Genomic DNA, 26042 nt, shown 5'->3' with positions numbered 1-26042 from the left:
TTTTGAAGATATTCCATCATCGGCCCGGCATTGCAAAACCGGGATAGTGGCAGCCTGCTATGGTTTTATACTAATACAGCTCCTGAAATCGAATAAAAAAATACACAGAAAGTAATAGACAAGGCCAGTCGACGATGATCATCAGGCATAAAGGCTCATTTGGAATGCTGAAATAACTGTTTGAGTACCTGTAAGATAAATAAGTGTTATTCGGAATTACCCAGGCCAGTAATTAAAATTTTAATTTCTTCACTTTTATAATGATCACCGATTTTTTCAAAAGCAAAGGCCAGGTTTTTTAAGACCCTTCTGATAATATCCAGGTCGGAGCAAGGTTCGTAATATGAGTCTTTTTGTGTGAGGTAAAGTTCAGAAATGTACTTATCGATATCATCCCTCGTAAAAATCAGGCCCCGGTTAAATGCGTTAATGTAGAATTGCATCTCTTTGGTTTTATACGTAAGAATAAACAGGTTTGGCAAATTAACACCATAAACCGGCAACTTGAGCTTTTGGGCAACCAGCATGTAAATAACACACAAGGTCAGGGGGTTCCCTTTTTTGGTTTGAAGAACAACATTGATCATCGAATTACCCGGAGAATGAAAGTTTTTGTTATTCGCCCCGAATTTCAACTTGCCGAACAGTACGCTATTTAAAATTTTAATCTGGTCAAAAGGGTGCACTTCAGGCTTGAATTGCAGCCATGCTTCATAATAGATCTGCTCCAGTTCCTTTCTCAGTTCACTTACAACTATATCCGGATACTGAAAGGAGGCTACCAGGGCCATTCCCTCCAGCAAATCCCTGTTTTTAGCATGCTTCCAGGCGGATAGCTTTGCCCTTAACAAATCAAATTGTAACGTATGAATGAGGTCCTCAATTCTTCTTTGTGTATCTGTATTAAAGTTATTCTCCCATTCCTCCTCGAGATAAGGAATAATTTCACCGCCTAAAGAGATGATCTTTTGTTCTACATGAGCAACGATCTCAGTATCTTCATCATCCAGCAGGGAAACCAGCGCTTTGAACTCCTTTTTATCCATTTCCTATCCAATTACATATAAATTGCTTATTAATATTGATTAAAAAACACTGGTGCTAGGTTTGAATAATGCCTGCATTAAATTTATCGACAGGAGCATGATTGGCCGCCGCAATTCCGGTGGATATCACCTTTCTGGTTTCCAGGGGATCAATGATGCCATCTACCCATAACCGGCTGGCAGCATAATAGGGGCTTAGCTGTTGATTGTACCTGTCTGTGATCTCTTTCAGATGTTCCTGCTTTTCTTTGTCGGTAAGTTGTTCACCTTTTGCCTTCGAGGCAGCCACCTTGATTTGGAGCAGTGTATTGGCCGCTGCCGCCCCACTCATGACAGCTATCTGGGAAGTAGGCCAGGCATAGATCAACCTGGGGTCATAAGCTTTGCCACACATTGCGTAATTTCCGGCTCCGTAGGAGTTCCCCATGATGATCGTAAATTTAGGTACCGTTGAATTAGCCATGGCATTTACCATTTTGGCACCATCTTTAATGATTCCGCCGTGTTCTGCCTTACTACCTACCATAAAACCGCTTACGTCCTGTAAAAATACTAAAGGCATTTTTCTTTGGTTACAATTCATAATAAACCTGGCGGCCTTGTCGGCAGAATCAGAATAGATCACCCCACCCATCTGCATCTCTCCCTTCCCGGATTTAACAATCTTTCTTTGATTGGCCACAATGCCAACAGCCCAGCCGTCGATTCTGGCTGAGCCACACACAATAGTTTGGCCATAGCGTGCCTTGTACTGATCAAATTCGGAGTTGTCCACCAACCGCTCAATTATTTCCAGGGTATCGTAAGGTTTAACCCTGTCTTTGGGAAAAATTCCGTAGATTTCGTTGACATCTTTTTTAGGGGGTGCAGGCTCTGCACGGTTAAAACCAGCTTTTTCAAAATCACCTATTTTGTCGAAAATGCCCCTGATGGCATCCAGACAATCTTCATCAGTGTCATATTTGTTATCTGTGACACCTGAAATCTCACAATGGGTAGTGGCACCTCCAAGTGTTTCATTATCAATATTTTCTCCGATGGCTGCTCTTACAAGGTATGAGCCGGCCAAAAAGATGGAACCGGTCTTATCGACTATCATGGCCTCATCAGACATAATAGGCAGGTATGCCCCTCCTGCCACGCAGCTCCCCATAATGGCAGCCATCTGGATAATACCCATTGAAGACATCCTGGCATTATTTCTAAACTGGCGGCCGAAATGTTCTTTATCCGGAAATATCTCATCCTGCATAGGTAAAAACACACCGGCACTATCCACCAGATAAATAATAGGGAGCCTGTTTTCTATGGAAATTTCCTGCGCCCTCAGATTCTTTTTAGCCGTCAGGGGAAACCATGCGCCGGCTTTTACAGTGGCATCATTGGCTACAATTACGCATTGCCTTCCTTCGACCCATCCAATGCCAGTCACTACGCCCGCCGATGGACAGCCCCCAAAACCCTCATACATACCATCTGCGGCAAATGCCCCTATTTCTAAAAAATCCGAACCCTCATCGGTTAAATAGGCAATTCTTTCCCGTGCCGTCAGCTTGCCTTTTTCGTGATGTTTCGCGATCTTTTTTTCCCCTCCGCCTAGTTTTACTTTGTCAAGTCTGGTTTTTAATTGATAACATAGCTGTTTGTAAGCATCTTCATTTTTGTTAAATTCCAAATCTATGGCCATTTGATCTTGCTCATTTATCTTTTCTCCCGAATAAGGAGAAATTCACATATCTTTTTGGGTTTTCCTTCAGGTCGACCAATAACTGATCCAGCGACTCAGCGGTGTGATTCAGGTTGGTATACAATGAATCATCATTGATGAATTTTGCCATGGAACCATCACCATTGCTCATCTTGTCTATGGTACTTTCCAGCGCGTTTAAAGTTTTACTCAGGCTATCCACAGTACGGGATAATTCAAGTACTTTCAACGAATCGGTAATGGTATTGACATTGGCCAGCAATGGTTTCAGCCCGTCCTGTTCATCAATCAAAATTTCGGTTAAATCCGACAAATCGCTGGTTATTTTTAAAATATTCCTTCTATTTTGATCCAGCATGCCGTTGACTTTCTGCGAAGTTCTGGTAAAGCTTATGAGTACCGAATCAAGCTTTATTTTTGATTCTGAAAAGCTTCTTAATACCTCGTTTACATTGACCATGGTTGATTTCAGAGGATCAGTGCTATCAAGGATGGTTTCCATGAGACCTTGCTCTATGACGCCTTCAATTGTACCACCAGCCTCCAGGGGCACATCATTGGTTTTCACTTTTAACACCACGGACTTACTACCCAGCAAATCTGTGGTCAATTCTGCCTGGGTCGACTCACCGATGATCAGCTTTTGCTGAATTTCCAGTTCAACCTCTACAATATTATTTTGTTGCTGAATAATGTTTATATCACTTACTCTTCCCACATTCACCCCATTGAATGTAACCGGATTCGATACCGCCAGTCCGTCGATATTACTGTAGTAAGCGTAGTACTTATTGGTATTTGAAAATAAATCTATTCCTTTTAAAAAATTAAATCCAATATATAAGATGGAACCGGCAACTACAGCTAATAATCCAACTTTGAATTCTCTTGATATTTTCACTTAAAAGTATTTTAGCTAACTAAACCTCCGGAAAATTAAACTATTAACTTCACAAAAAAAATTTATTTGCTCAAGGATTCCACCTCCTGCTTGTAATCTCTGATGGCACGGTATATGGCCGAAGCGATGTAGGTTTGCTTTAAGTCATCATTTAATTCCTTTTCCTCCTGAGGATTGGTTAAAAATCCCACTTCCACCAGCACGCTTGGCATATATGATTTATGTAGTACCAAAAATGGTCCCTGCTTTACCCCCCGACTGTTTTTGCCTACGCGGTTTTCAAACTGGTATTCGATCTTTTCTGCCAGTTTTAAACTGTTTTCAAGATAAGCGTTCTGGTAAAGTGAAAACAAGATGTTGGATGCCGGAGATTCCGGGTCATAGCCTTCATATTTTTCATCATAATTATCTTCCAGAAGGATGACCGAATTCTCTCTTTTTGCCACATCCAGGTTGGAAGATAGTTTGTTCATACCCATCACCCAGGTCTCGGTTCCTTTTACATGCGGGGATTTATTTTTGCCGGATGAATTACAGTGTATGGATACAAAAAGGTCGGCACTGTTTTTGTTTGCTATTTCAGCACGTTCGTCCAAACCAATAAAAGTATCATTGTTACGGGTTAAAATGATTTCCACACCACTCATTTTTTCGCTAAGTATTTTGCCCAGTTTTTTGGATATAGCCAGTGAAATGTTCTTTTCCTTGGAGACTTTGCCGGTGGTACCCCAGTTTTTGCCACCGTGGCCGGCATCTATCACGATTTTTTTAACCCTGTATTCGAACGTGTTAAAGACATTAAATGACCCAAAAATTAACAACGCTCCCAATGAAAGTACGACAATTTTATTTCTCACGATATTACGTTTGTTAAATCTTTATCAGGTAACTTTACACAAAATTCTAAAATTTTCTCTAAAACCGAAAAAACTGTTGTACAAATTAAATTACGCATTTATTGGGCTTTTTTTGCTCATTGCCCATATTTCGTACAGTCAGAGCGGTCAGGAAAAACCCGCCGATTCGGTCAATATACAACCTCCCGTACAAACAATAGATACCACTACGGTTCAAAGTGACTCCCTAACAAACCAACAGGAAGAAACCGGTGATTTAAGCACAAAAATCAAATATATTTCTTCCGATTCTACCAGCCTGGATGTTATCACACAAACCATTCATCTATATAAAAACGCTAAAATAACGTATGGTGATATAGAATTGTCCGGAGATTATATTGCCATAGATTTTATTAATGAGTCTGTTTTGGCTAAGCCAGGTGTCGACTCAACCGGCAAATTGATCAACCGGCCGGTTTTCAGGCAGGGAGCTGCCGAATATACCACCGATAGCATAAGATACAATTTTAAATCAGAAAAAGCCATTATTTATAATGTAATAACAGAACAGGGGGAAGGTTTTCTACTGGGGGATAAAGTGAAAAAAAACCAATATGATGACTTGTTTATCCAGGATGGGCGGTTTTGTCCCTGTGAAACACCCGTAGCAGGCACTTACATTAAATCCAAGAGAATCAAGGTAGTGCCCAAGAAAAAAATCCTGACAGGCCCGGCGCAATTATATATCGGGAATGTTCCCACGCCTTTATTTATTCCTTTTGGCATGTTTCCTTCTCCAAATGAAAAAGCCTCCGGCATCCAGATTCCAACTTACGGGGAGGAACAAAGAAGGGGTTTCTTTTTGAGGGATGGGGGGTATTACTGGTCCATCAACGATTACATCGACTTGAATCTGGTAGGATCCATTTACAGCAAAGGTGGGTTGGGGGCCAGTGTAACTTCCACTTACAGAAAAAGATACAGATACAACGGCAATTTTAATTTTTCTTATGAAAAAATTGTCAGTGGTGACGAGGAAGATTCGGTGGCATTAAACACTTTCTGGATTCGTTGGAGTCATTCTCCAACCCCTAGAGGAAACAGCCGGTTTTCTGCCAATGTGAATGCCGGTACATCGTCGTACAATGACAATGTGGTGCAATCCGTGGAAAGGAATACAACTGCCCAGTTTTCGTCTAACATCACTTATTCCAAAACTTTCACCGGGACACCAATAAACATCGCCCTTAGTGCCCGACATAATCAAAATGCCTCGACAGAAGTGGTAAACATGACCTTGCCTGATTTCAGTCTGAACATGAGCCGGATAAACCCATTCAAAAAAAGAGGAAGTAGTGGTGGTAAATGGTATGAAAAGATCAACTTCTCCTACCGGTTTAACTCCACGGTTCAGATTTCCAATAACCGGATCGGAAATCCATCAGGTTTTGAGCTCGCAAATGAAAATCCGCTGAATGACTCCATCATCGGTTTTAATTTTGAAAATGCCGATTTATTACTGGACAGGGCCCAAATAGGCGGCAGACATATTATACCCGTTTCCACTACTTTCAAGCTATTTCAGCATTTCACCTTGAGCCCTACGTTCAATTACGAAGAGTTGTGGTATCCCAGAAGGTTGGATTACACTTTTATCGAGGGAGAAAACACTGTACGGGTCGACACAATTGACAGATTTTCCCGCGCTTATTCATATAGTGGCGGTATGAGCTTAAATACCAATATTTACGGTACCTTTCAATTTAAGGAAGGCAAAAGGGTGCAGGCGATCCGGCATACGGTCAGGCCATCGTTGAGTTTTAGCTACAGGCCTGATTTTTCGGATGAAAAATTTGATTTTTACAAAAACGTACAAGTAGACTCTTTGGGAACGGAAAGGCTGATTTCAAGGTTTGACCGTTTTGTTTTCGGTGCTCCTCAGGCCGGTGAATCAGGCTCCATAAGCCTGTCAATCGCCAATAACCTGGAAATGAAGACAATTCCTAAGAATGATACCACCGGAAAACCTACCAAAGTTTCATTAATTGATAATTTTGGACTATCGGCCAGTTACAACATAGTTGCCGACTCTTTCAACCTTTCGAATATTAATTTGAACTTAAGAACAAAATTATTCAATAAAAAAGTAGACCTCGCAACCAACGCGACCATTGATCCCTATGTTTACCAACTGCTCGAACCAATAACAGTGAATAATGATGGTTCGACAAACGTCCGCCAGCGCAGGATAAACGAATTTGCATGGAAAAATGGCCGGGGGCTGGGACAAATAACATCAGCACGCTTATCCCTGGGTACCAGTCTGAACCCAAAATCCAATGGTACAGGCAGGGACAATGATCGTGGCCTCGATCCCAATGAAAACCCGGACGACCAGTTGGAGTCGGCAAGGCCGGAAGATGTCAGTTATATCAATGGTGACCCCGGATTATATGTGGATTTCGATGTTCCCTGGGATTTAAGGATTACCTACACTTTAAATTACCGGAAAACCGGCTTCCAGGATGCCGTAGTTAATCAGGGTATCAGATTCAACGGCAATCTGAAGCTAACCCCCAAATGGGACATTGGCTTTTCCTCAGGATATGATGTGGAGAACAGGGAGTTTACACAAACCAGGCTCGACGTCACACGTGACCTCAATTGCTGGATGATGGTTTTCAACTGGACACCCTTCGGCAGATTTACCTCTTATGCCTTTACCGTCCGAATCAAGTCCGCTTTACTAAGCGATCTGAAATATTACAAGCGCAAAAGCTTTTTTGATCAGTAAGAGATGGGGTTTACCCCAATACACCATCCTTCCGATCGCCCCCACCAAACAATTCCCCCCCATCATCCCAACCATCCAGCCCCTCCAAGTTGCCAATTATCAACTGTCAACTGTTAATTGTCAATCAACTACCGCCCACTAAAGGATACCATCACGTAAATAACCATAGCCAGCACCACTAAAGAGGTAATGATATCGACCCAGTTATAGCTGTTTTTATTAGCGCTTTTTTGTTCATGGGTCAAGGTGGCAAAAGTCAGGCCACGTAGCTTTTCCGAGGGCTCGGCGGGGGCGGTTAAACTCACCGTAATGGCAATAATAACGCAGATCAGAAAAAAGTAAGCCCCGAATGTTAGAAAATTCATAGCACCCAGGTGATAAAACAAACTTCCTTCAGGCAGCCTGTCTTTGGCAAGCTCGAGTATCATACGCAAAGCCCCGATCGCAAACCCGGCAATTAGCGTTGCCAACGCGCCTCTGGCGTTGATCCTTTTGTAAAAAATGCCTAATAGGAATACCGCAGCGATAGGGGGAGAAATATAGGATTGCACTTTTTGAAGGTATTCATATAAAACACCCGAGATATTAGCCATGATAGGAATCCATAAAATGCCAAGAATTACTACTACAAAAGTAGCCATTCTGCCAATACGCAATAAATCCTTTTCTGGCGTTTGTGGTTTTAGTTTTTTATAAATGTCTACTGTAAATAGTGTGGAGCAGGAATTGAATACCGACGCCAGTGAACTCATTAAGGCGGCCAACAAACCCGCCGCCACCAGTCCCCTCATTCCTGAGGGTAACAGATTACTCATCAACACCGGAAAAGCCTGATCAGGTGAGTCCCATTCCAACTGGCCGCGCTGTTTTAAAGCCAGCGCCACTACGCCTGGAATCAGGAATATAAACACAGGCAAAAGTTTCAAAAAAGCACCCCAAATAGTTCCTCTGCGCCCCTCTTTGATACTTTTGGCGGTTAATACGCGTTGCACAATGTATTGGTCGGTACACCAATACCATATGCCAACTATAGTACTTGTAAAAAACAGGCTGGGCCAGGGAAAATCAGGATCTGAGGGGGGGCGCCACATGTTAAAGTATTCGGCACCCAGGGTCGATTTCAGTCCGCTCCAACCACCCACGGCTTGTAAACCTAAGAAGGTCAGGGTAGCTGCACCCAGCACCAATACGATGGTTTGCAGGGTTTCTGTATAGACCACGGCTCTCATGCCACCCAGCACCGTATAGATTCCGGTCAAAACAACCGTAGACAAGGCCCCTACCCAAAAGTTAATACCGAGCAACGATGAGACCACCACACCACCGGCGTAAATGGTTACTGAAACCTTTGTCAAAATATAGGCAACCAGCGAAAACACAGAAAGTATCCATCTGGCCTTCGCATTAAAACGCTTTTCAAGAAATTCCGGCATCGTAAATACACCGCTTCTTGCATAAAATGGCAAGAATACCCAACCCAGCATTAACACCAGCCAGGCATGTAATTCATAGATCAGCATAGGCATTTTATCTCCGGCGCCGGCGCCTGCAAGTCCGACCACATGCTCTGAACCAATGTTCGAGGCGAAAATCGACGCCCCGACAACGAACCATCCGATGTTCCTGCCCGCTAAAAAGTAATCTTCCGTATTTTTTTGTTTTTGCATGATTACCCAGACCGCCACTGCCAGTAATACCAAAAAATAAGCGCCTATCACAATCCAATCCAGCACATCGAGACTTTTCATAATCAATAGTTTAAATTAAATATGGGATAGCTTTTAAATATTCAAAAAATTTAAGCCGATAAAATACGAAAATGGATTGAATATACGCCGGTTTTTTATAAAATTCGACAAGAAGTGTATTTCTGATGTCCAAATGCCTATTTTTTAATAAACTGCCTGGCAATTGATTGATATTGTGTAATAATCCGGACGTAATACATGCCAGGTGACAAGGTGGTGATGTTTATTTCGTCGTCACCGGTAATTGTTTTGCCTTCCATTGACTTTACGCCTTTCACATCGTAAATCAACACCTGTGCCCCATCGAAGAATTCGTGTATTTCAATGTGTAGCCTGTCAGATGCCGGGTTGGGATAAAGCATAACCTCCTCACCAAATGTGAGGTCACTTTTGATGGGTGTAAAGTGGTTAACCTGATCATTTACGTTATTTAAAGTAGAAAAAGCCAACCTGGTAATTGGGCTAAAATCTCCACAACGTGCCCTTATATGAAAATTGTAACTGGTGCCAGGTTTCAAGCCAGTTAATGATACCGAATGGGTCGAGACATTTCCACGTACCCAGCGCCCTCCGGTAACGGGCCGGTAACGGTATTGGTACTCAATAACGCCCTCTACAGGATTCCAGCTTACATCGGCAGTTTTACTGGTGGTTGAAGCGGTAAGGTTGGCAGGTACGGCATCGCAACGGGTGGGGTCAACTCTTGCTGATCCGGTGGTCGTAAAAGAGGAAGATACAGTGTACACTGATTTGCTGTTAACACATGTTGTTTGTACCTGATATTCGTAGCTGGTATTTTCTACTAATCCCGAAAGTGTGACAGAATTGGCCTTGGTTTTTCCGTTAATCCAATGGGTTGTCCCGGTAGGTCGGAATCTGTAATTGTAGCCGGTCGATTCACTTACTACGGTCCATGTAAGTATAGCACCGCTATTGGTAATGGCCGGGGCCGGGACACTTGTTGACGAGGCCGGAAGACATGGGACCAGAGGCTGAAGGGTTGTAAAATAAGAAGATGTGGAATATTGGGAACTGGCACTGTCACAGTTTGACCGGACCTGAAATTCGTAATGGGTATTAGCGCCCAGTTCTCCGAGCTGTGCCCTGGTGTCGGTGGTATTGGCAGTTGTCCAGGTAGAATCACCTGTTACCCGGTAGCGATAATCAAAAGAATTAACAGGGGTTGTATCATTCCAGGAAATTGTGGCAGTGCTGTCGGTCATATTTTCCGATAGCAAATCACCCGGAACAGTTACCTCACAAACTGGTGGAGGGCCTGCAGTGATGCCATTGACCACTAAGGAGAATTCCTGACTTCCATTTTTTAATGACCCTTTATGTGTTACAATGATGGTATACGCACCAGGATCGGGCGAATCTATGGTTATTCCTTCGACATTGTCCACCCTGTTGTCACCGGTAATGGCACCATGTGAGGGATCAGCCGGCTCGAGTACCCATGGTTCAAATGTGTCAGTATTTTTGGTAATGCGCATGTCGAGGTCATTTACAAGCATAGGCAATGGATTATCCACGATGTTAACCGGTCCGGGAGTTCCTGCCGGGTCGGTCCAAACGAGGCTGGCTTTTAAAGGGACAAGGCCATCGGAGGTAACTGTCAGGATCAGGGAATCGCCATTGTGGAGCACAGATTCTTCAATGATAGCAGACGTATTCTTATTGGAGATCAACAATGCTGCTTTCTCGATGTTTAACAGGCCCCATCCGAATTTGTAATCCGGGCCAGGTGCATCGCCTGCTTCTTCGGCGGTGTTAATGACCACAGCTTTTAAAGTCGAAGCCCTCACAAAGATACCATTCAGATTATTATAATGTTGTTGCAAAAGTATCAAAGAGCCAGCCGTATTCGGGGCAGCCATTGAAGTGCCCGATAGGATGGAATAATGGTTGTCACCTGTTCCATACGAGGAAAACACCCTGACACCTTTAGCGGATATGTCGGGTTTGATTCTTCCATCGTCTGTCGGCCCCCACGAGGAAAATCCGGACATGATCACATCCGAGGGTTGATGGTAACCGGTAACATTTTCTACAGCGGCTACGACCAGGGTATTTTTTGAAGCGGATGCACCATTGACTAAATCATACCCCCGTTTGGAAGTATTATAGCCATTTCGATCATTACCGGCGGATTTTACCACCAAATAATAAGGTGCGTTGTATTGTATAGCATCCCAGGAAGCTGCTTGTGTGTCATAATAGCCAAATTCCCAGGCAGCCAAAAACAAAGGACTCCATCCGTAAGAATGATTGGAGACCAACAAGCCATTGGCTGCTTCCGCTGCCATTTCAGTTTCGTCGTTGTTCCAATCATAAGCCAGCAATGAGGCCTTGCTGGCCATGCCTTTTGCCGGTGAATTAGCGCCGAGCCCCACCATAGTACCAGCCACATGCGTTGCATGATTGGAAATGGTAACGGCATTGTCAGACTGAAAATCATTTGAATCAAATTCCTGATGCGTTAACCGGACCGCTCCACCATCCCATGCTCCCACGCGCATGCCCTCTCCGTTTAAGTCCAGGCCTAAGGCGCCTCCGGTCCATAAAGAACTTGTCCCGGTGGTATTGGCAGCATCCAGGTTGAAAGGCCTGCTACCATGGGTTATATAATATTTTGGTTTTCCCAGCGCCGAGATCTCCTGCAATTCCATAAAATTGCCATGGATATCGGTTTTTCTGATTTCCCAGCCATACCTTTTCGCTAGTTGCTCTGCCTGCTGTCTTTTCTCAAGGCTTTTTTTCGCATACGCTGCTTTCAGGGCATGGAGCCTTGTCATATTGGTTTTTTGGTGCACCTTTGACTGATCTGAAATTTTCTGGCCGGAAACATTTTTCACACTCAAAAAACCCACGACAAAAAAGACAAGTATAGTCCTGATGTAAAAGTGGTGCATCATACTAATGGTTTTTTGGATGTAACTCTTCAAAAAAGTCAAATTACTTCTCATAAAAGAGAGAAATAATTATATATTATAAGAGAAAATTTATAAAAAGAAAAAAATATCCGTCGAATAATTCAGATAGTTAGGTTTCCTTCATAGCAGTGAAGCATCTTCCTGAAGACCCAATGATGGCCACCTTCCTTTCCAAACAGGATTAACTTGCCGTTAAGTCACTGGTATTTAGATGTTTAAATAGCCCGATATTAATGACAGGAATTTTGTTCAGACAACCTGTTATTTTCAGCTCCGCGTCAAGGCAAAAAACCTCATTGAAAAAAAATAGGATTAGGTCTCTTTTTGAATGCTGTATCTTAAAGTTAAAAATCTTGTATAAATACAATTTTATAGGGCTATGTTTCCTTATTGATGAGTTTAAAGATTGCCTTGAGGGTAATGTCATAAAAATCTTTGACCAGTTGTGTTTGCCGGACCGTTTCGTTTGTCTTTTTAATAGATTTAATATCCAACGCTGCGCCAAACCAGCCCTTAGTATTCCAGCTACCCCCTTGGAATGATGGTAAGTCTTGTTCTTTTATGTCCGGATATGGCCACAAATTGATATAATAATACGGTCTTTTGTAAGTGTCATCCCCGGGTGAAAATCCTAAACCTATATAGTTTTTTTGACCAGGTTCCCCGTCCACGTCATAAATCAATTGGATTGCCAGATCAAAATGATGGGGCCAGCATTTCATTTCAGTGGCGTTTTTGCTGTTGTTACGCTGATAATATCCCAGCACTAAAGCTGCATTTTCATACAATTTGGAGAATTCACTAAAAACCTTTTTATGCTTAAACCTGAATTCCTGATCGGATTGGGTACCATATTCAGGAATTTCATACGGTAAGTCCAGGGAAAGTACATTTCCATCGAGTCCTGCATTGTTTAACACTTTTCTAAACCATGCTACAGCTTCTGCAAACCGGTATCCATTCAAATGCAGGCTATCGATCTCCGACCCATCTTCATGATAAATGCCCAGAACAAATTTTGAGAAACTCAGTCCTGCGTATATCCGTTGATCCGTTCCCACTACCTGGCTCATCATGATACCGGAATCTCCATGCCAATGCAGGCTACCATATGCATCTTCAATGGAGGGGGGTGAATAGGAACGACCGGTGGCACCAACTATTTGTATAGCCCGGTGCAGTTCAATCCTGACCGTATGTAACGCTTTGGTTTTAAGATTAGCCTTTTTATGCGGTACCCAACTTTGAAATGCTTCATTTGACATAGCCATTTTTTTTAAGTGCTTAACTTTCGAACAACCGATTTTATAGTTAACCCTTGGACCAGGACGGAAGTAACAACCACCATATAGGTTATGAAAACAATAATTTCCCTGGACATAGAAGGTTCCAGGGATAATGCCAGGGCGACGGAGATCCCCCCCCTTAGTCCACCCCATGTTAAAATGCCAATAGTTTTGATTTTTGATGCATCATGATTTCTCAGCAAGGCATAGGACAAACCAACCGACGAAAACCGTGCTGCAAGGACAATGATCACTGCTGCAAGACCGGCTAGAAAATAGCGTAATTCAAACGAAAGAATCATAATCTCCAGGCCAATTAAAACGAAAAGGACAGCATTCAATATATCATCGAGCATTTCCCAAAAGAGGTCCATGTGCTTTTTTGAGTTTTTGGAAAATTTGCCGGAGCTCAATTGATGCCCGATGAGCAATCCTGCGGCTACCATGGCCAGCGGCCCCGAAACCCCTAATATATCGGCGAGTGCGTATCCACCCATGGCAATTGAAATGGTAATTAAAACCTCAATTTTAGGTGCATCGTCAATAGATTTAAGCAACAGGTAACCAAGATAACCTAACACCACCCCATAAGCTATTCCTCCAAGGGCCTCCAGGGCAAACAGGTGAAAAATTTCAGAAACCTCAAAGTGTTCCACACCCATGGTCGCTACCATGGCGATGCTTAAAAAGACAACAACACCTACACCATCGTTAAATAACGACTCTCCTGAGATTTTTAATTCAAGACTTTTGCTGGTGTGGGCCTCTTTTAAGATGGCCAATACGGCAATAGGGTCGGTGGGAGAAATTAAGGCACCGAACAATAAGCAATGTATCAAAGGAAGATGCAAGCCTAACAACCGGAATACCAGAAAACCCAAGCCACCGACGATGAACGTGGAAATCAGCACGCCCAATGTCGCAAAAAGCATCACAGCCCATTTTTCCTTTTCAAGTGCCTTCAGGTCAACATGCATGGCTCCCGCGAAAAGTAAAAAGCTTAACATGATATTCATCAGAATATCCCTGAAATTGATGTTAAGCACCACTTCACAGGCCTGATCAAATACTATGGGACTCACTTCCCTTAGCGCCGCGAAAAATAAGGCTAAGATGATAGAAAGAATCAATAATCCAATGGTTAACGGCAACTTCAGAAACTTATGATTCAGGTAGCTGAATAACGCTGCCAAAGCAACAATGATGGTTAAAGAGACAAGCATATTTTTTAAATCAGGTCAACATCGGAAATGACTTCCAACAGCGCAGGACCATTGTGATCAAGAATTTTTTTCATAGCATCGGGCAGGTATTCCTGATGCGTGACCCTGATACCCAGGGCACCACAGCCCTCGGCATACTGCGCAAAATTAGGGTTATGTAAACTGGTAGCCCAAACGTCAAGTTCGCCGGCCCGCTGCTCTTTTGAAATTTTCCCCAGCTCAAAATTATTGAGAAGAATCACTTTAATATCCATCTCATATTTTACGGCGGTAGTCAGGTCCCCCAGATACTGGCAAAACCCACCATCGCCTGCCACCGCGATTATGGGTCTTTCATGACCTGCCGCAGCCCAGGCACCCATTGCGGCTGGAAAAGCAAACCCGATCGACCCCAGGTAGCCTGACATCAAAAAGGTGTTCTGCTTGCTTTCATAATATCTGCCGAAGGAATAGGCATTGTTCCCGACATCTACACACATGACAGCATTTTCCGGCATGAATTGATTCATAGCGTCAAATACAGCGATAGAGCTTACCCCCTTGCCATGATCATCTTCCAATCTCCTTTGTTTTTCAGCCTTCCAAATCTTCCATCGCTCTTCTATGTCCGGCCTTTGATCAATGGTATTCATGGCTCCTTCCACACGCTTTGAGATCAATTCAACGGTCACCGAAATTTCACCCCAAATCTGACAGTCGATTTTATGGAATTTACTTAGTGCCAAAGGGTCGAAATCTACCTGTATGGTTGGCTTATGATCAGTAATACCCGTATGATTGGAAAACGAGGCCCCAAACACCACAAGCAGATCCGATTCATTCATAAACCAGGAAGCTATCGGTGTGCCGCTCCTTCCCAGCACACCACAACCCAGGGGATGATGGTCTGAAATCTGCCCCTTTCCCTTGAAGGTAGTCATCACAGGGCAATTAATGCTTTCTGCAAAAGCAATGATTGCATCCATGCTAAACCTGGCGCCATGACCGACTATAATAACCGGCCTTTTGGCGTTTTTTAACATGGCCACCGCCTTATCCAGACTTTCTATGGGGGGTGAAATTTGTAAGGGGGTAATACGGTTTTCAGGGGTTTGAGCAGTGTCCCCTTTTGGGGGAGCCATTTCCTGGATTTCATCCGGAAAGGTTATGTGGGAAACATCACGCTTTAAAATAGCATGCTTCACAGCCAGGGACATTAATTCACTATGCTTGCTGGTACTAAGCACACGATGGTTAAACTCGGCCACGGTATTGAACGCCCTCACCAGATCCACCTCCTGGAAATTGCCGGTGCCTACCACCTGAGTAGCTACCTGGCCGGTAAGTGCCAGTATGGGTGCCCTGTCAACTTTTGCATCCCACAAACCAGTAAACATATTGGTAGACCCCGGGCCGGCAATGGCAAAACACGCCGCGGGTTTACCGGTCAACTTGCCATAAGCCGAGGCGGCAAAAGCACCTGCACCCTCATGCCTGATACCAAAAAACCTCAGCTTACCTTTTCCTTCCTGTCTGCGCATAGCATCTGCTAACCCGAGGTTAGAGTGCCCTACCATACCAAAAACAGTATTTACGCCCCAGTTAATCATCGTTTCAACCATGATATCCGATACCGTAGGCTCATGGGGCAATTCCTGCCGGATACCTACGTAGATGGCTCCATCTTTTACTTCAACCGGAAAAGTGGCGACCCCATCATCATAACCGGGTGCCTTTCCGGTACAGGGGTGATAATCCCACCCATGCCAGGGACATCTCAGCAAGCCATTTTCAATACTCCCCTCTCCTAACGGACCTCCCTGGTGGGGACACTTATTGTCCAATGCACAAATTTTGCCTTCAAAATGCGTAAGACAAATGCCCTGATGCCCGGCAGTTACCGTAGTCACCCGGCCTTCGGGGAGTTCCTCTACATGGTTCAGTACTTTATACCATTTTAAGGTTGTATCTGGTTCATTCATAAGGTTCAAATTAAATGAAAGTAAAAATATATGGTGAATTTGTCAAGGGTTTACACCCGCATATCGAATACCTGTGAGCTTATGGATATCGTAATCAAAAGTAGATAAATCCTGGCCATTAAACGCTGAAATATCTTCATGACCACAAGCCCTGGCGATAACTTTAATCAGATCATTGGTAGCCGTAAAAAAATTAAAGAGCTGTTTGGCTGAATTTTGTATCTCCAGCCTTGCCCTGAGGCTCTCCTTCTGCGTAGCAATACCCACCGGGCAATTGTTGGTATGACAGGCACGCATTCCCAGGCAGCCTATGGCCTGTATGGCAGCGTTAGATATGGCAATGGCATCGGCCCCCAGCATCAAAGCCTTCGCAAAATCTTCGGCAATCCGCAAACCACCGGTTATAATCAAGGTTACACCTTTACTATTTTGTTCATCCAGAAATTTTCTCGCCCTGGCCAGGGCTGGAATCGTGGGTACATTAATATTATTTCTCAAAACAGTAGGCGCAGCACCGGTTCCACCCCCTCTTCCATCCAAAATAATATAGTCAACTCCCACGTCAAGGGCAAATTGAATATCCTCCTCAATCCTGCTGGCAGCAATTTTAAACCCAACGGGAATCCCTCCGGTAGCTTCCCTGACCTCGTTGGCAAAGTTTCTAAAATCATCGACCCCATGAAAATCGGGAAAAGTAGCCGGACTGATGGCTGGTTCACCTTTTTTCAACCCACGAACCTGAGCTATTTCTTCTGATACCTTGTGCCCGGGCAGATGGCCTCCCGTGCCTGTTTTGGCTCCTTGCCCTCCTTTAAAATGAAAAGCCTGCACTTTTTTTATTTTGTCAATGCCATAGCCGAATTGTGCTGAGGCGAGTTCATAAAAATACTTCGGGTTACTCACCTGCTCATCAGGAAGCGTCCCTCCCTCTCCCGAACAAATGCCAGTGCCAGCCATCTCCGCACCTTGGGCAAGAGCAATTTTAGCTTCCCTTGACAATGCACCGAAAGACATATCTGAGACAAATAACGGTATATCCAGTACCAATGGTTTTTTGGACCGGGGACCAATCACCACATGTGTGCTGACTTCTTCATGATCCAGCAGTGGCCGGCGTGACAACTGTGCCGGTAAAAACTGAATATTCTCCCATTTCGGTAATGTATCCCTGTCAACTCCCATGGCAGCCGTAGGGCCGTGGTGACCGTAGTTTTTTAACCCGTTTTGGGCAAGCGCTTTAATGTATAAAGTGTAGGGTTCTGTAGACTCAGGATGCGTGTCAGCATAGTTGCCCAGATATTGAGATCTATTAAAGGGTTGCGGATATTTTTCTTGATAAGCCCTTATCTCGCTGGCATCCACATAGATTCGATGCCCTTTTTTCGCTGCCCTGAATTTATTCAGAAATTCATCATTATTGTATTCCGAGATACCGGTATCGATCCGGTAATCCCATTGATGTAAACCACAGATTAAGTTATGCCCAACCACCTTTCCATCGCTGAGTAGTGCCCCCCTGTGCAAACACCTGCCATATAAAACGGAGAATTCACCTCCGTATTTGATGATTACAAGGTCCACATTTTCAACAAGCGCGTGTGCCGGTGTTTTATCCTGAAGCGCATCATAGTCAGCCACAGCAACCGGTTCTTTTAAATCTTCAAAGTTATCGTTGTTCTTCATATTGATAAGACAAGTTTTAGGGATCCCGATCGAGAATTTAAATTCCTAAACTATTCCTTTAATTCCAAATTACTGATAAATATATCACACTTTATCCGGCCAGTATGTAGGCAGGCTTACATAACCATTCAATAACATAAATCAAGATACTAACCGGCTTTCTGATTAAAATTTCAAAAAAAATCAAAAAACTTGGGCAAAGGGGTAGGGTAACTACCTGGCTGGTTGTAATAGAGTTGACAATTTTGTGATAATTTTTTTTAAGTGCGTCTTTTCAGGAAGGCTAAAACATTGCTAAACTTAAGCACTTGATAGCCAGAGTAATTATACGGATGATTCGTGTTAGGAAATCAATGTTTTATTCTTTCAAAGGCCCAAGTAATATTTTTGATAGAATTATAACAATTGTAAAATAAAAAAAGATAATAAACAGAATTTACTGATTCCCAAAAGGTTGCTGCTAACTGTACTTCTGAAAACTAAAAAGCATTGTGAAACAAAAAGAAAAACAAGGTCGTAGTGGACATGGAATCGATATAAGATTGCATATATACATGATAAATATGGATTTATTCCGGAAGTTTGAGCGGATTACCCATTGACCTTTAGGATATAAATAAGTCAGAGTTACCATGAAATTGAAAATAACCACAAAGAAATTTGGAAACCCGTTAGCCAAGTTAATCCATGCTAACAATAGAATTGACAAATTGACAACCTATGTAACATTAAATTAGAAACTTACTTAAAATTTTTACTTTGCATGATCAAATTTGCAATCATTATTGATTAATTAATATTTACAACATATATATTTGCAAAAATTTTAAAACCAGTTAATTTTTAAAGCTTTGCCAACAGGATACTCGAAATACATAAAACACATACATGCCTTAGGGGATATTTTTATTTTAAATATTTCATTTCTCTTTTCATATCTTATCAAATTCGGGTCATTTAATCCGGGGCCCCAAAGTTATGGCAGGTTTAATGAAAGTGGCGGACTCTTAAGTGATCCCTACTTTTATTCACTCTTGTTATTTAATGTCATCTGGATTGTACTGGCCATTATTTCAAGACCTTACAAGATTTCCAGGATTTCCAGGATGGCTACGATACTAAGAAGCCATTTAACGCTTATCACCCTCCATTTACTGGTTGTATCAGGATTTTGGTTTATTTTCAAGGCACAGGAGCTCTATTCCAGGGAACAGTTTTTTACTACTTATTTAATTTTCAGTATTTCGCTGTTTTTCTGGAAGTCAGCATTCTTTTATTTGCTGAGAATGTACAGGAAGCAAGGGTTCAACTTCCGCAGGGTGGTCATTGTAGGGCACGGCGAACTGGCAGAAGAGCTGCACAGGTTCTTCAGACTACATCCCGAATTCGGATTTAAATTTCTTGGATTTTTTGATAACAAAAAGATAGGGGACAGAATCCTTGGAACATACAGGGACATTGAAGAATATGTAAAGGCCAACAAGGTGGATGATATTTATTGCTGCCTGCCCTATGTACAATACTCCCTGATTAAAGATCTGATCGATTTTGGTGACAAGCATCTGGTAAAGGTGAAGTTGCTCACCGATTTCAGAGGATTTTCCTCAAAGTCAATCAGCCTCGAAAGGTACGACTATATACCGGTTTTAAATGTTTCCAACACACCCCTGGATGATAGAAAAAACATCGTTACCAAGCGAATGTTTGACATCATATTTTCGTTACTGGTGATTATACTGGTATTTAGCTGGTTGTTTCCGCTACTCGCTTTGCTGGTAAGACTGGACTCAAAAGGTCCTGTATTTTTCAAACAAAAAAGAACCGGTAAGGATAACAGGAGTTTCTATTGCTATAAATTCAGAACCATGTATGTTAACCATGGTACCGATGCCAGGCAGGCAACAAAAAACGATGACCGAATTACCAAGATCGGATCCTTTTTGAGGAAGACAAGCCTCGATGAACTTCCTCAGTTTTTTAATGTGCTGTTAGGCCATATGTCAGTGGTGGGGCCACGGCCGCATATGTTGAAGCACACAGAGGAATATTCCAAAGTAATTGAAAAATTCATGGCTCGTCACTTTGTAAAACCAGGTATCACGGGGCTTGCTCAGGCCAAAGGATTCCGTGGTGAAACAAAATCTCTCAACCTGATGAAAAACCGCGTGAAGCTGGACAGATTCTACATTGAAAACTGGTCGTTGGTTTTCGATTTTAAAATCATTTTTCTGACGATTTCATTGCTTTTCAGGGGTGATGAAAACGCCTATTGAATGACAACCAGGCTTTCAGCCCAGGCATAAAAAGCTGCCATTCAATAAACACTCTTTGTTGTAAGTAAAAATCTCATCCCCTGTATTCTTGCAGACCCTGCCGCCGGCTGCTTCCAGCACCGCCTGACCGGCCGCTGTATCCCATTCCATCGTAGGTCCATGACGGTAATAAATATCGGCTTTTCCTTCCGCTACCATACAAAACTTCAGGGAACTACCTACGGCAATGCTATCTACTACCCCATAACGCTTGAGTACTTCTTCCTCCTCCTTCGAGGGGTGGGATTTGCTACGAACCGCAGTTCTATTGTCATTTTTGTTGTTCACATGTAAATGCTGAATTTGGCCGTTTTGTATTTTCCTGGCATATTCACCTACCAGCCCCTCATACAATGCATTGGTAACCGGAGCATAAACAATCCCTAATACAGGTTTCCTGTTTTTTATCAGGGCAATATTCACGGTAAACTCACCATTTCTATTCATAAATTCCTTGGTTCCGTCCAAAGGGTCGACCAACCAGAAATAAGGCCAATCCTTTCTTTCCTCATAGGTAATTTCACGGCCTTCTTCCGAAATAACCGGCAGTTCGGGGTAAGTTTCCTTCAAACCCTTCTCGATCACTTCATGAGATGCCTTGTCAGCCAGGGTCAATGGGGAATTATCATTTTTGAAATCTACTACCTTCGAAAAATCCGCATCATTGTAGATGCTAAGAATTTCTTTCCCGGCTTGCCAGGCAATTTGCCTGATTACTTCCATATCGATTTTATGCGCCATTCAGTCTTTCATTAATGATTGTCAAAATTATAATAAATTAAGAAAGATTTATTATATATTTATTTTAATACTATTTTTGTGCCTTAAAATTAAATCCACTAATTGTTAACGATTTGGAAAACATTCATCCCATATTTGATCAGATCCTGGGTAAAAAAGACAAGGAAAAACTTTTGGATCAAAAGGGAATAGTAATCTGGATGGTAGGTCTTTCCGGGTCTGGAAAGAGTACGCTCGCCAAATCGTTTGAAAAGTACCTCCATGAGAACGGCAAGCTAACCCAAATACTGGACGGGGATAATTTGAGAACGGGCCTGAATGCAGATCTTGGCTTTACGGAGGAAGACAGAGAGGAAAACATTCGCCGGGTAGCGGAAGTAGCCAGGTTATTTGCCAACTGTGGTGTGATTACCATTTGTTCTTTCATTAGCCCTACCGAATCAATCAGAGCAATGTCCAGAAGGATCATAGGAGACGATATTTACCATGAAGTATTTGTCGAGTGCCCGATCGGTGTTTGTGAAACAAGGGACGTAAAGGGGCTTTACGCAAAAGCGCGAAAAGGTGAAATCAAAAATTTCACTGGCATAGATGCCCCTTTTGAAAACCCGGCTGCCCCTTCCCTGACAATCAATACCGAGTTAAAAAATCTTGAAGATTGTCTTCAGGAAATGATCGACTTTTTCATTCCCAGAATTTAGAATTTATAATCATTTTGAATAAATGAGCAGGTATAATTTAACACATTTAGAGCAGTTAGAATCTGAGGCGATATTCATTATGCGGGAGGTGGCTGCGCAGTTTGAAAAGCCGGTGCTTTTGTTTTCCGGAGGCAAGGATTCAATAGTGATGGTAAGATTGGCACAAAAGGCATTTTGGCCCGCTAAAATTCCTTTCCCTTTAATGCATATCGATACCGGTCACAATTTTGAAGAAACCATTACTTTCAGGGATAAACTAGTGGAAGATGTCGGCGCAAAACTAATTGTACGGTATGTGGAGGACTCTATTAAAAGCGGCAGGGCAGTGGAAGAAAAGGGGCTCAATCCCAGCAGAAACGGGTTGCAAACCATAACCTTGTTAGATGCCATAGAGGAGTTCCGGTTCGATGCCGCTTTTGGCGGAGCCAGGCGGGATGAGGAGAAGGCCAGGGCGAAAGAACGTTTTTTTTCTCATCGTGATGAATTCGGGCAATGGGATCCCAAAAACCAGCGTCCGGAACTTTGGAATATATTTAATGGTAAAAAACATATGGGCGAACACTTCAGGGTGTTTCCATTGAGTAACTGGACAGAAATGGATGTTTGGCAATATATTGCTTCGGAAAAGTTGCGTATTCCTTCTATTTACTTTTCGCATAAAAGGACCATCGTCAATAGAAATGATGTATTGCTGGCTCAGTCTGCGTTTATCACCTTGCTGGAGGGGGAAGTTTATGAAGAAAAAACCGTACGTTTCAGAACGGTTGGGGATATGACCTGTACCGGGGCCGTGGAATCTGATGCCGGCACGCTGGAAGATATCATTCAGGAAGTGGCTTCGGCCAGGATAACAGAGAGGGGTGCCAGGGCTGATGACCGAAGGTCAGAGGCGGCTATGGAAGATCGAAAAAAGCAGGGATACTTTTAGAAATATTGAATTTATTATTGAATGAACACCTTTCAAACATCTCAGGAATATTTAAACATGGATCTGCTGCGATTCACCACGGCTGGTAGCGTGGACGATGGCAAAAGCACTTTAATCGGCCGGTTGTTACATGACAGTAAGGCAATTTTTGAGGATCAGATGGAAGCCATCGAAAGAACCAGTGCCCAAAGTGGTGATGAACATGTGAATCTGGCATTGTTAACCGATGGCTTAAGGGCGGAAAGAGAGCAGGGCATAACCATTGACGTTGCCTACAGGTATTTTGCCACGCCAAAAAGAAAATTCATCATTGCCGATACGCCGGGACATATTCAATATACAAGAAACATGGTCACCGGCGCATCGACAGCCAACCTTGCCATTGTATTGGTAGATGCAAGAAATGGTATTGTCGAGCAAACCTGCAGGCATGCCTTCATAGCCTCTTTATTACAAATCAAACACCTGGTATTGTGTGTCAACAAAATGGATCTGGTAGATTATAAGGAAGAGGTATTCAACAAAATCAAAGATGACTTTGAAGCTTTTAGCTCCAAGCTGGATATAAAGGACATCCATTATATACCTATAAGTGCCTTAAAAGGCGATAATGTGGTAGACAGATCTGTAGAAATGGATTGGTATAAGGGAGGCACACTATTGTATGTCATGGAGAATGTGCATATTGCCAGTGATTTCAATTTGGTAGACAGCAGATTTCCTGTACAACGTGTCATCAGACCCCAATCGGACAAATATCATGATTTCAGGGGATATGCCGGAAGAATCGAAGGAGGTATCTTCAAACCCGGTGACGACATAATGACATTTCCATCAGGTTTTACTTCGAAAATCAAGTCTATTGAAACTATGGATGGAAAACTGGAGGAGGCTTTCCCTCCGATGTCGGTGGTAATAACCCTGGAAGATGATTTGGACATCAGCAGAGGCGACATAATCGTCAAACCAAATAATCAATCGCAGGTCGGTCAGGATATCGATATGATGCTTTGCTGGTTAAATGAAAAACCCCTAAACCCTACCGGAAAATATGCGTTGAAACATACCAGTAAGGAAATGCGGTGTATCATTAAAGATGTTCGATACAAGGTCGATATTAATACGCTTCACAAAATTGAAGATGATAAAGAAATAGGATTAAATGATATAGGCAGAATATTGGTTAGAACCACCAGTCCCCTGTTTTTTGACAGCTATCGAAAAAACAGGGCCTCCGGTAGCCTGGTATTGATTGACGAATTTACGAATGAGACTGTAGGTGCCGGCATGATTATTTAAGAGGATTTATTTTAATGAACGCAGTGATGTTAGTTGTGATTAGCGATCAATTTGTATCTTAGTACAGCTAACAATATTGACAGAATTACGCATGATAGAAAAGGTCCGGGAGCTAAAAGAACAAATTGCAAAATTTGAAGCAAAAACCCAGGAAGAACTTGAGGAGTTCCGAATGAAGTATATCAGCCGGAAAAGCGTGATAGGGGATCTTTTTGCTGATTTGAAGCATGTGGCTGTTGAAGAAAAAAAGCACATGGGCGTTGCTTTAAATGATCTTAAAAATAGTGCCCAACAAAAATTTCAGGCTTTAATTGCGGATGTAAATACGGCGACCTCTTCCAACAACAAGGCAGTTGATCTTGATTTAACCCTGCCACCGGCTACAACGCACATGGGTTCTTTACACCCGTTGACGATTGTGCGCAAAAGAATCGTTGAAATATTCGAGCGAATTGGTTTCAACGTGGTCGACGGCCCTGAGGTGGAAGACGACTGGCATAATTTTACCGCCCTTAATTTTGAGGAAAACCACCCTGCCCGGGACATGCAGGATACTTTTTTCATTGAGAAAAATCCCGACAAGGTATTGAGAACGCACACCTCCAATGTGCAAATCAGACTGATGGAATCGCAAAAACCGCCCATCAGATCGATTATGCCTGGCCGGGTATACAGAAATGAAGCTATATCTGCAAGAGCTCATTGTTTTTTTCATCAGGTCGAAGTTTTATATATCGACACCAACGTCGGGTTCATGGATCTGAAACAGACCTTGTTTCACTTCGCCAGGGAAATGTTTGGAAAAGAAACACAGATCAGGTTTCGCCCCTCATATTTTCCATTCACCGAGCCCAGCGCTGAAATGGATATTACATGTTTTATATGTAAAGGAAAGGGATGCAAAGTTTGCAAGGGAACCGGTTGGGTAGAAATATTAGGATGTGGCATGGTGGATCCGAACGTTTTGGAAAACTGCGGAATCGACGCTGAAGTATATACAGGTTATGCTTTTGGTATGGGCATAGAAAGGATCACCATGCTCAAGTACGGCATTAACGATTTGCGGTTATTTTTCGAAAATGATGTCAGGTTTTTGAGGCAATTTAATGTTTACCTGATTTAAGATCACCCGATGATGAACAGGCTGATCAGGTTATTGACTTTTGGGCTACTGACGACAGTCACGGGCGGTTGTAACGACTCTGATGATGATAGTAATCAAATTCCCTTTGTTATTGTAGACGAAATTATTAATCTGAATAATTTTGAATTTCTACCTTTAAAAACACTGGGCGGGTTCGTTACCATCGATGCGGGGGTTCGGGGAATCATTATCTACCGGGAAAGCAATTCAGTCTACAGGGCTTTTGAAAGAAACTGCTCATACCAGCCCCGGAACTCATGTGCGGATGTAGAGGTAGATCAGTCCGGGTTGTTTCTGGTCGATCCCTGCTGCACATCCAGGTTTAACTTCGAGGGTTTTCCCATAAAAGGACCTGCAACACGACCTCTGCTCGAATATCAGTCGAGTTTATCAGGAAATACTTTAAGGATTGGTAATGGATTGTAGTTTCTGATTGTCTGTCTGTTCAGGTTTGGTAAGACTGCAGCCCGTATTCTAAGACAAATGGCAACAGATAAGTACAATTTTTTTAACACCTAAACGCAATTGGTAATTGACAGTTGACAATGGAAAATGGACAATTAGTTGGGGGGATACACCTTTGGGGCCTGGATTATGAAATCATCGCATCCTCTCATCATAAAGGCTATCGGATAGGGCAAGTGGCTCGGTTGAGCTCCTCTGGCGTCGAAAGGCACAAGCGGCTCGTGGGCTTTGTACAAATTTCTTAGTGTCTTGGTGCCTCCGCGGTTCACCATTTTTCACCACGGCACTAAGACACAAAGAGATACGGAGGTTTTCGTTTATAAAATA

General features: G+C 42.8%; 18 protein-coding genes. 7 read left to right on the top strand and 11 right to left on the bottom strand.

The window, feature by feature from the left end; all coding sequences use genetic code 11:
- Window positions 1-206: 206 nt before the first annotated feature.
- The 4 genes from AC04NP_RS24585 to AC04NP_RS24570 form a co-directional block, all read right to left on the bottom strand.
- Complete coding sequence (locus tag AC04NP_RS24585) at window positions 207-1046, bottom strand: transglutaminase-like domain-containing protein (RefSeq protein WP_482862669.1); 840 nt, start codon at window positions 1044-1046, stop codon at window positions 207-209.
- Between the two features lie 55 nt (window positions 1047-1101).
- Entirely contained in the window at window positions 1102-2727 is a 1626-nt protein-coding gene (locus AC04NP_RS24580; protein WP_482862720.1) for an acyl-CoA carboxylase subunit beta, read from the bottom strand.
- Between the two features lie 16 nt (window positions 2728-2743).
- A complete protein-coding gene (locus AC04NP_RS24575; RefSeq protein WP_482862668.1) occupies window positions 2744-3655 on the bottom strand; it encodes an MlaD family protein in 912 nt (303 codons plus the stop codon).
- A gap of 62 nt (window positions 3656-3717) precedes the next feature.
- Window positions 3718-4512, bottom strand: coding sequence for an N-acetylmuramoyl-L-alanine amidase family protein (locus AC04NP_RS24570; protein WP_482862667.1), 795 nt, complete (start codon window positions 4510-4512; stop codon window positions 3718-3720).
- Between the two features lie 76 nt (window positions 4513-4588).
- On the opposite strand from AC04NP_RS24570, the gene AC04NP_RS24565 reads away from it, so the two are divergent.
- Window positions 4589-7288, top strand: a complete 2700-nt coding sequence (locus AC04NP_RS24565) for a putative LPS assembly protein LptD (RefSeq protein WP_482862666.1) — start codon at window positions 4589-4591, stop codon at window positions 7286-7288.
- A 128-nt stretch (window positions 7289-7416) separates the two neighbouring features.
- On the opposite strand, the gene AC04NP_RS24560 is transcribed toward AC04NP_RS24565, so the two are convergent.
- The 6 genes from AC04NP_RS24560 to AC04NP_RS24535 form a co-directional block, all read right to left on the bottom strand.
- A complete protein-coding gene (locus tag AC04NP_RS24560) occupies window positions 7417-9036 on the bottom strand; it encodes a sodium:solute symporter (protein WP_482862665.1) in 1620 nt (539 codons plus the stop codon).
- Window positions 9037-9173: 137 nt separating this feature from the next.
- Window positions 9174-11954 (bottom strand): S8 family serine peptidase, encoded by a 2781-nt coding sequence (locus AC04NP_RS24555; protein ID WP_482862664.1) that lies wholly within the window; start codon window positions 11952-11954, stop codon window positions 9174-9176.
- Window positions 11955-12349: 395 nt separating this feature from the next.
- Window positions 12350-13237, bottom strand: coding sequence for a DUF5996 family protein (locus tag AC04NP_RS24550; RefSeq protein WP_482862663.1), 888 nt, complete (start codon window positions 13235-13237; stop codon window positions 12350-12352).
- Between the two features lie 11 nt (window positions 13238-13248).
- Entirely contained in the window at window positions 13249-14481 is a 1233-nt protein-coding gene (locus AC04NP_RS24545; RefSeq protein ID WP_482862662.1) for a cation:proton antiporter, read from the bottom strand.
- A gap of 5 nt (window positions 14482-14486) precedes the next feature.
- Complete coding sequence (locus tag AC04NP_RS24540) at window positions 14487-16442, bottom strand: thiamine pyrophosphate-dependent enzyme (protein WP_482862661.1); 1956 nt, start codon at window positions 16440-16442, stop codon at window positions 14487-14489.
- A gap of 42 nt (window positions 16443-16484) precedes the next feature.
- A complete protein-coding gene (locus AC04NP_RS24535; protein ID WP_482862660.1) occupies window positions 16485-18125 on the bottom strand; it encodes a glutamate synthase-related protein in 1641 nt (546 codons plus the stop codon).
- Between the two features lie 851 nt (window positions 18126-18976).
- On the opposite strand from AC04NP_RS24535, the gene AC04NP_RS24530 reads away from it, so the two are divergent.
- Window positions 18977-20398: an undecaprenyl-phosphate glucose phosphotransferase gene (locus AC04NP_RS24530; RefSeq protein WP_482862659.1), complete on the top strand. Its 1422-nt coding sequence runs from the start codon at window positions 18977-18979 to the stop codon at window positions 20396-20398.
- A 15-nt stretch (window positions 20399-20413) separates the two neighbouring features.
- Here AC04NP_RS24530 and cysQ read toward each other — a convergent pair whose 3' ends face one another.
- Window positions 20414-21178 (bottom strand): 3'(2'),5'-bisphosphate nucleotidase CysQ, encoded by a 765-nt coding sequence (gene cysQ / locus AC04NP_RS24525; protein ID WP_482862658.1) that lies wholly within the window; start codon window positions 21176-21178, stop codon window positions 20414-20416.
- Window positions 21179-21291: 113 nt separating this feature from the next.
- Here cysQ and cysC point away from each other — a divergent pair, with 113 nt between their 5' ends.
- The 5 genes from cysC to AC04NP_RS24500 all read left to right on the top strand — a co-directional run bounded on the left by cysC (window position 21292) and on the right by AC04NP_RS24500 (window position 25676).
- A complete protein-coding gene (gene cysC, locus AC04NP_RS24520; protein ID WP_482862657.1) occupies window positions 21292-21879 on the top strand; it encodes an adenylyl-sulfate kinase in 588 nt (195 codons plus the stop codon).
- A gap of 22 nt (window positions 21880-21901) precedes the next feature.
- On the top strand, window positions 21902-22807 hold the full coding sequence (gene cysD, locus AC04NP_RS24515) for a sulfate adenylyltransferase subunit CysD (RefSeq protein WP_482862656.1): 906 nt from the start codon (window positions 21902-21904) through the stop codon (window positions 22805-22807).
- Window positions 22808-22828: 21 nt separating this feature from the next.
- Window positions 22829-24106 carry a sulfate adenylyltransferase subunit CysN gene (gene cysN / locus AC04NP_RS24510; protein ID WP_482862655.1) on the top strand — a complete coding sequence of 426 codons (1278 nt, stop codon included), beginning with the start codon at window positions 22829-22831 and terminating at the stop codon, window positions 24104-24106.
- A gap of 91 nt (window positions 24107-24197) precedes the next feature.
- Window positions 24198-25229: a phenylalanine--tRNA ligase subunit alpha gene (gene pheS, locus AC04NP_RS24505; RefSeq protein WP_482862654.1), complete on the top strand. Its 1032-nt coding sequence runs from the start codon at window positions 24198-24200 to the stop codon at window positions 25227-25229.
- A gap of 9 nt (window positions 25230-25238) precedes the next feature.
- Window positions 25239-25676 carry a hypothetical protein gene (locus AC04NP_RS24500; protein ID WP_482862653.1) on the top strand — a complete coding sequence of 146 codons (438 nt, stop codon included), beginning with the start codon at window positions 25239-25241 and terminating at the stop codon, window positions 25674-25676.
- Window positions 25677-26042 lie beyond the last annotated feature (366 nt).

The sequence above is a fragment of the Agaribacillus sp. DX54 genome (assembly GCF_056858335.1).
The sequence above is the reverse complement of the archived record's forward strand: the minus strand, read 5'-3'. Positions and strand labels throughout refer to the sequence as shown.

Excerpts from the sequence above, each read along its gene's own strand:
- AC04NP_RS24585 (WP_482862669.1), bottom strand. The coding sequence starts at position 1,046 with ATGGATAAAAAGGAGTTCAAAGCGCTGGTTTCCCTGCTGGATGATGAA.
- AC04NP_RS24560 (WP_482862665.1), bottom strand. The coding sequence starts at position 9,036 with ATGAAAAGTCTCGATGTGCTGGATTGGATTGTGATAGGCGCTTATTTT.
- AC04NP_RS24555 (WP_482862664.1), bottom strand. The coding sequence starts at position 11,954 with ATGATGCACCACTTTTACATCAGGACTATACTTGTCTTTTTTGTCGTG.
- AC04NP_RS24550 (WP_482862663.1), bottom strand. The coding sequence starts at position 13,237 with ATGTCAAATGAAGCATTTCAAAGTTGGGTACCGCATAAAAAGGCTAAT.
- AC04NP_RS24545 (WP_482862662.1), bottom strand. The coding sequence starts at position 14,481 with ATGCTTGTCTCTTTAACCATCATTGTTGCTTTGGCAGCGTTATTCAGC.
- AC04NP_RS24540 (WP_482862661.1), bottom strand. The coding sequence starts at position 16,442 with ATGAATGAACCAGATACAACCTTAAAATGGTATAAAGTACTGAACCAT.
- AC04NP_RS24535 (WP_482862660.1), bottom strand. The coding sequence starts at position 18,125 with ATGAAGAACAACGATAACTTTGAAGATTTAAAAGAACCGGTTGCTGTG.
- cysQ (WP_482862658.1), bottom strand. The coding sequence starts at position 21,178 with ATGGCGCATAAAATCGATATGGAAGTAATCAGGCAAATTGCCTGGCAA.
- cysD (WP_482862656.1), top strand. The coding sequence starts at position 21,902 with ATGAGCAGGTATAATTTAACACATTTAGAGCAGTTAGAATCTGAGGCG.
- cysN (WP_482862655.1), top strand. The coding sequence starts at position 22,829 with ATGAACACCTTTCAAACATCTCAGGAATATTTAAACATGGATCTGCTG.
- pheS (WP_482862654.1), top strand. The coding sequence starts at position 24,198 with ATGATAGAAAAGGTCCGGGAGCTAAAAGAACAAATTGCAAAATTTGAA.
- AC04NP_RS24500 (WP_482862653.1), top strand. The coding sequence starts at position 25,239 with ATGATGAACAGGCTGATCAGGTTATTGACTTTTGGGCTACTGACGACA.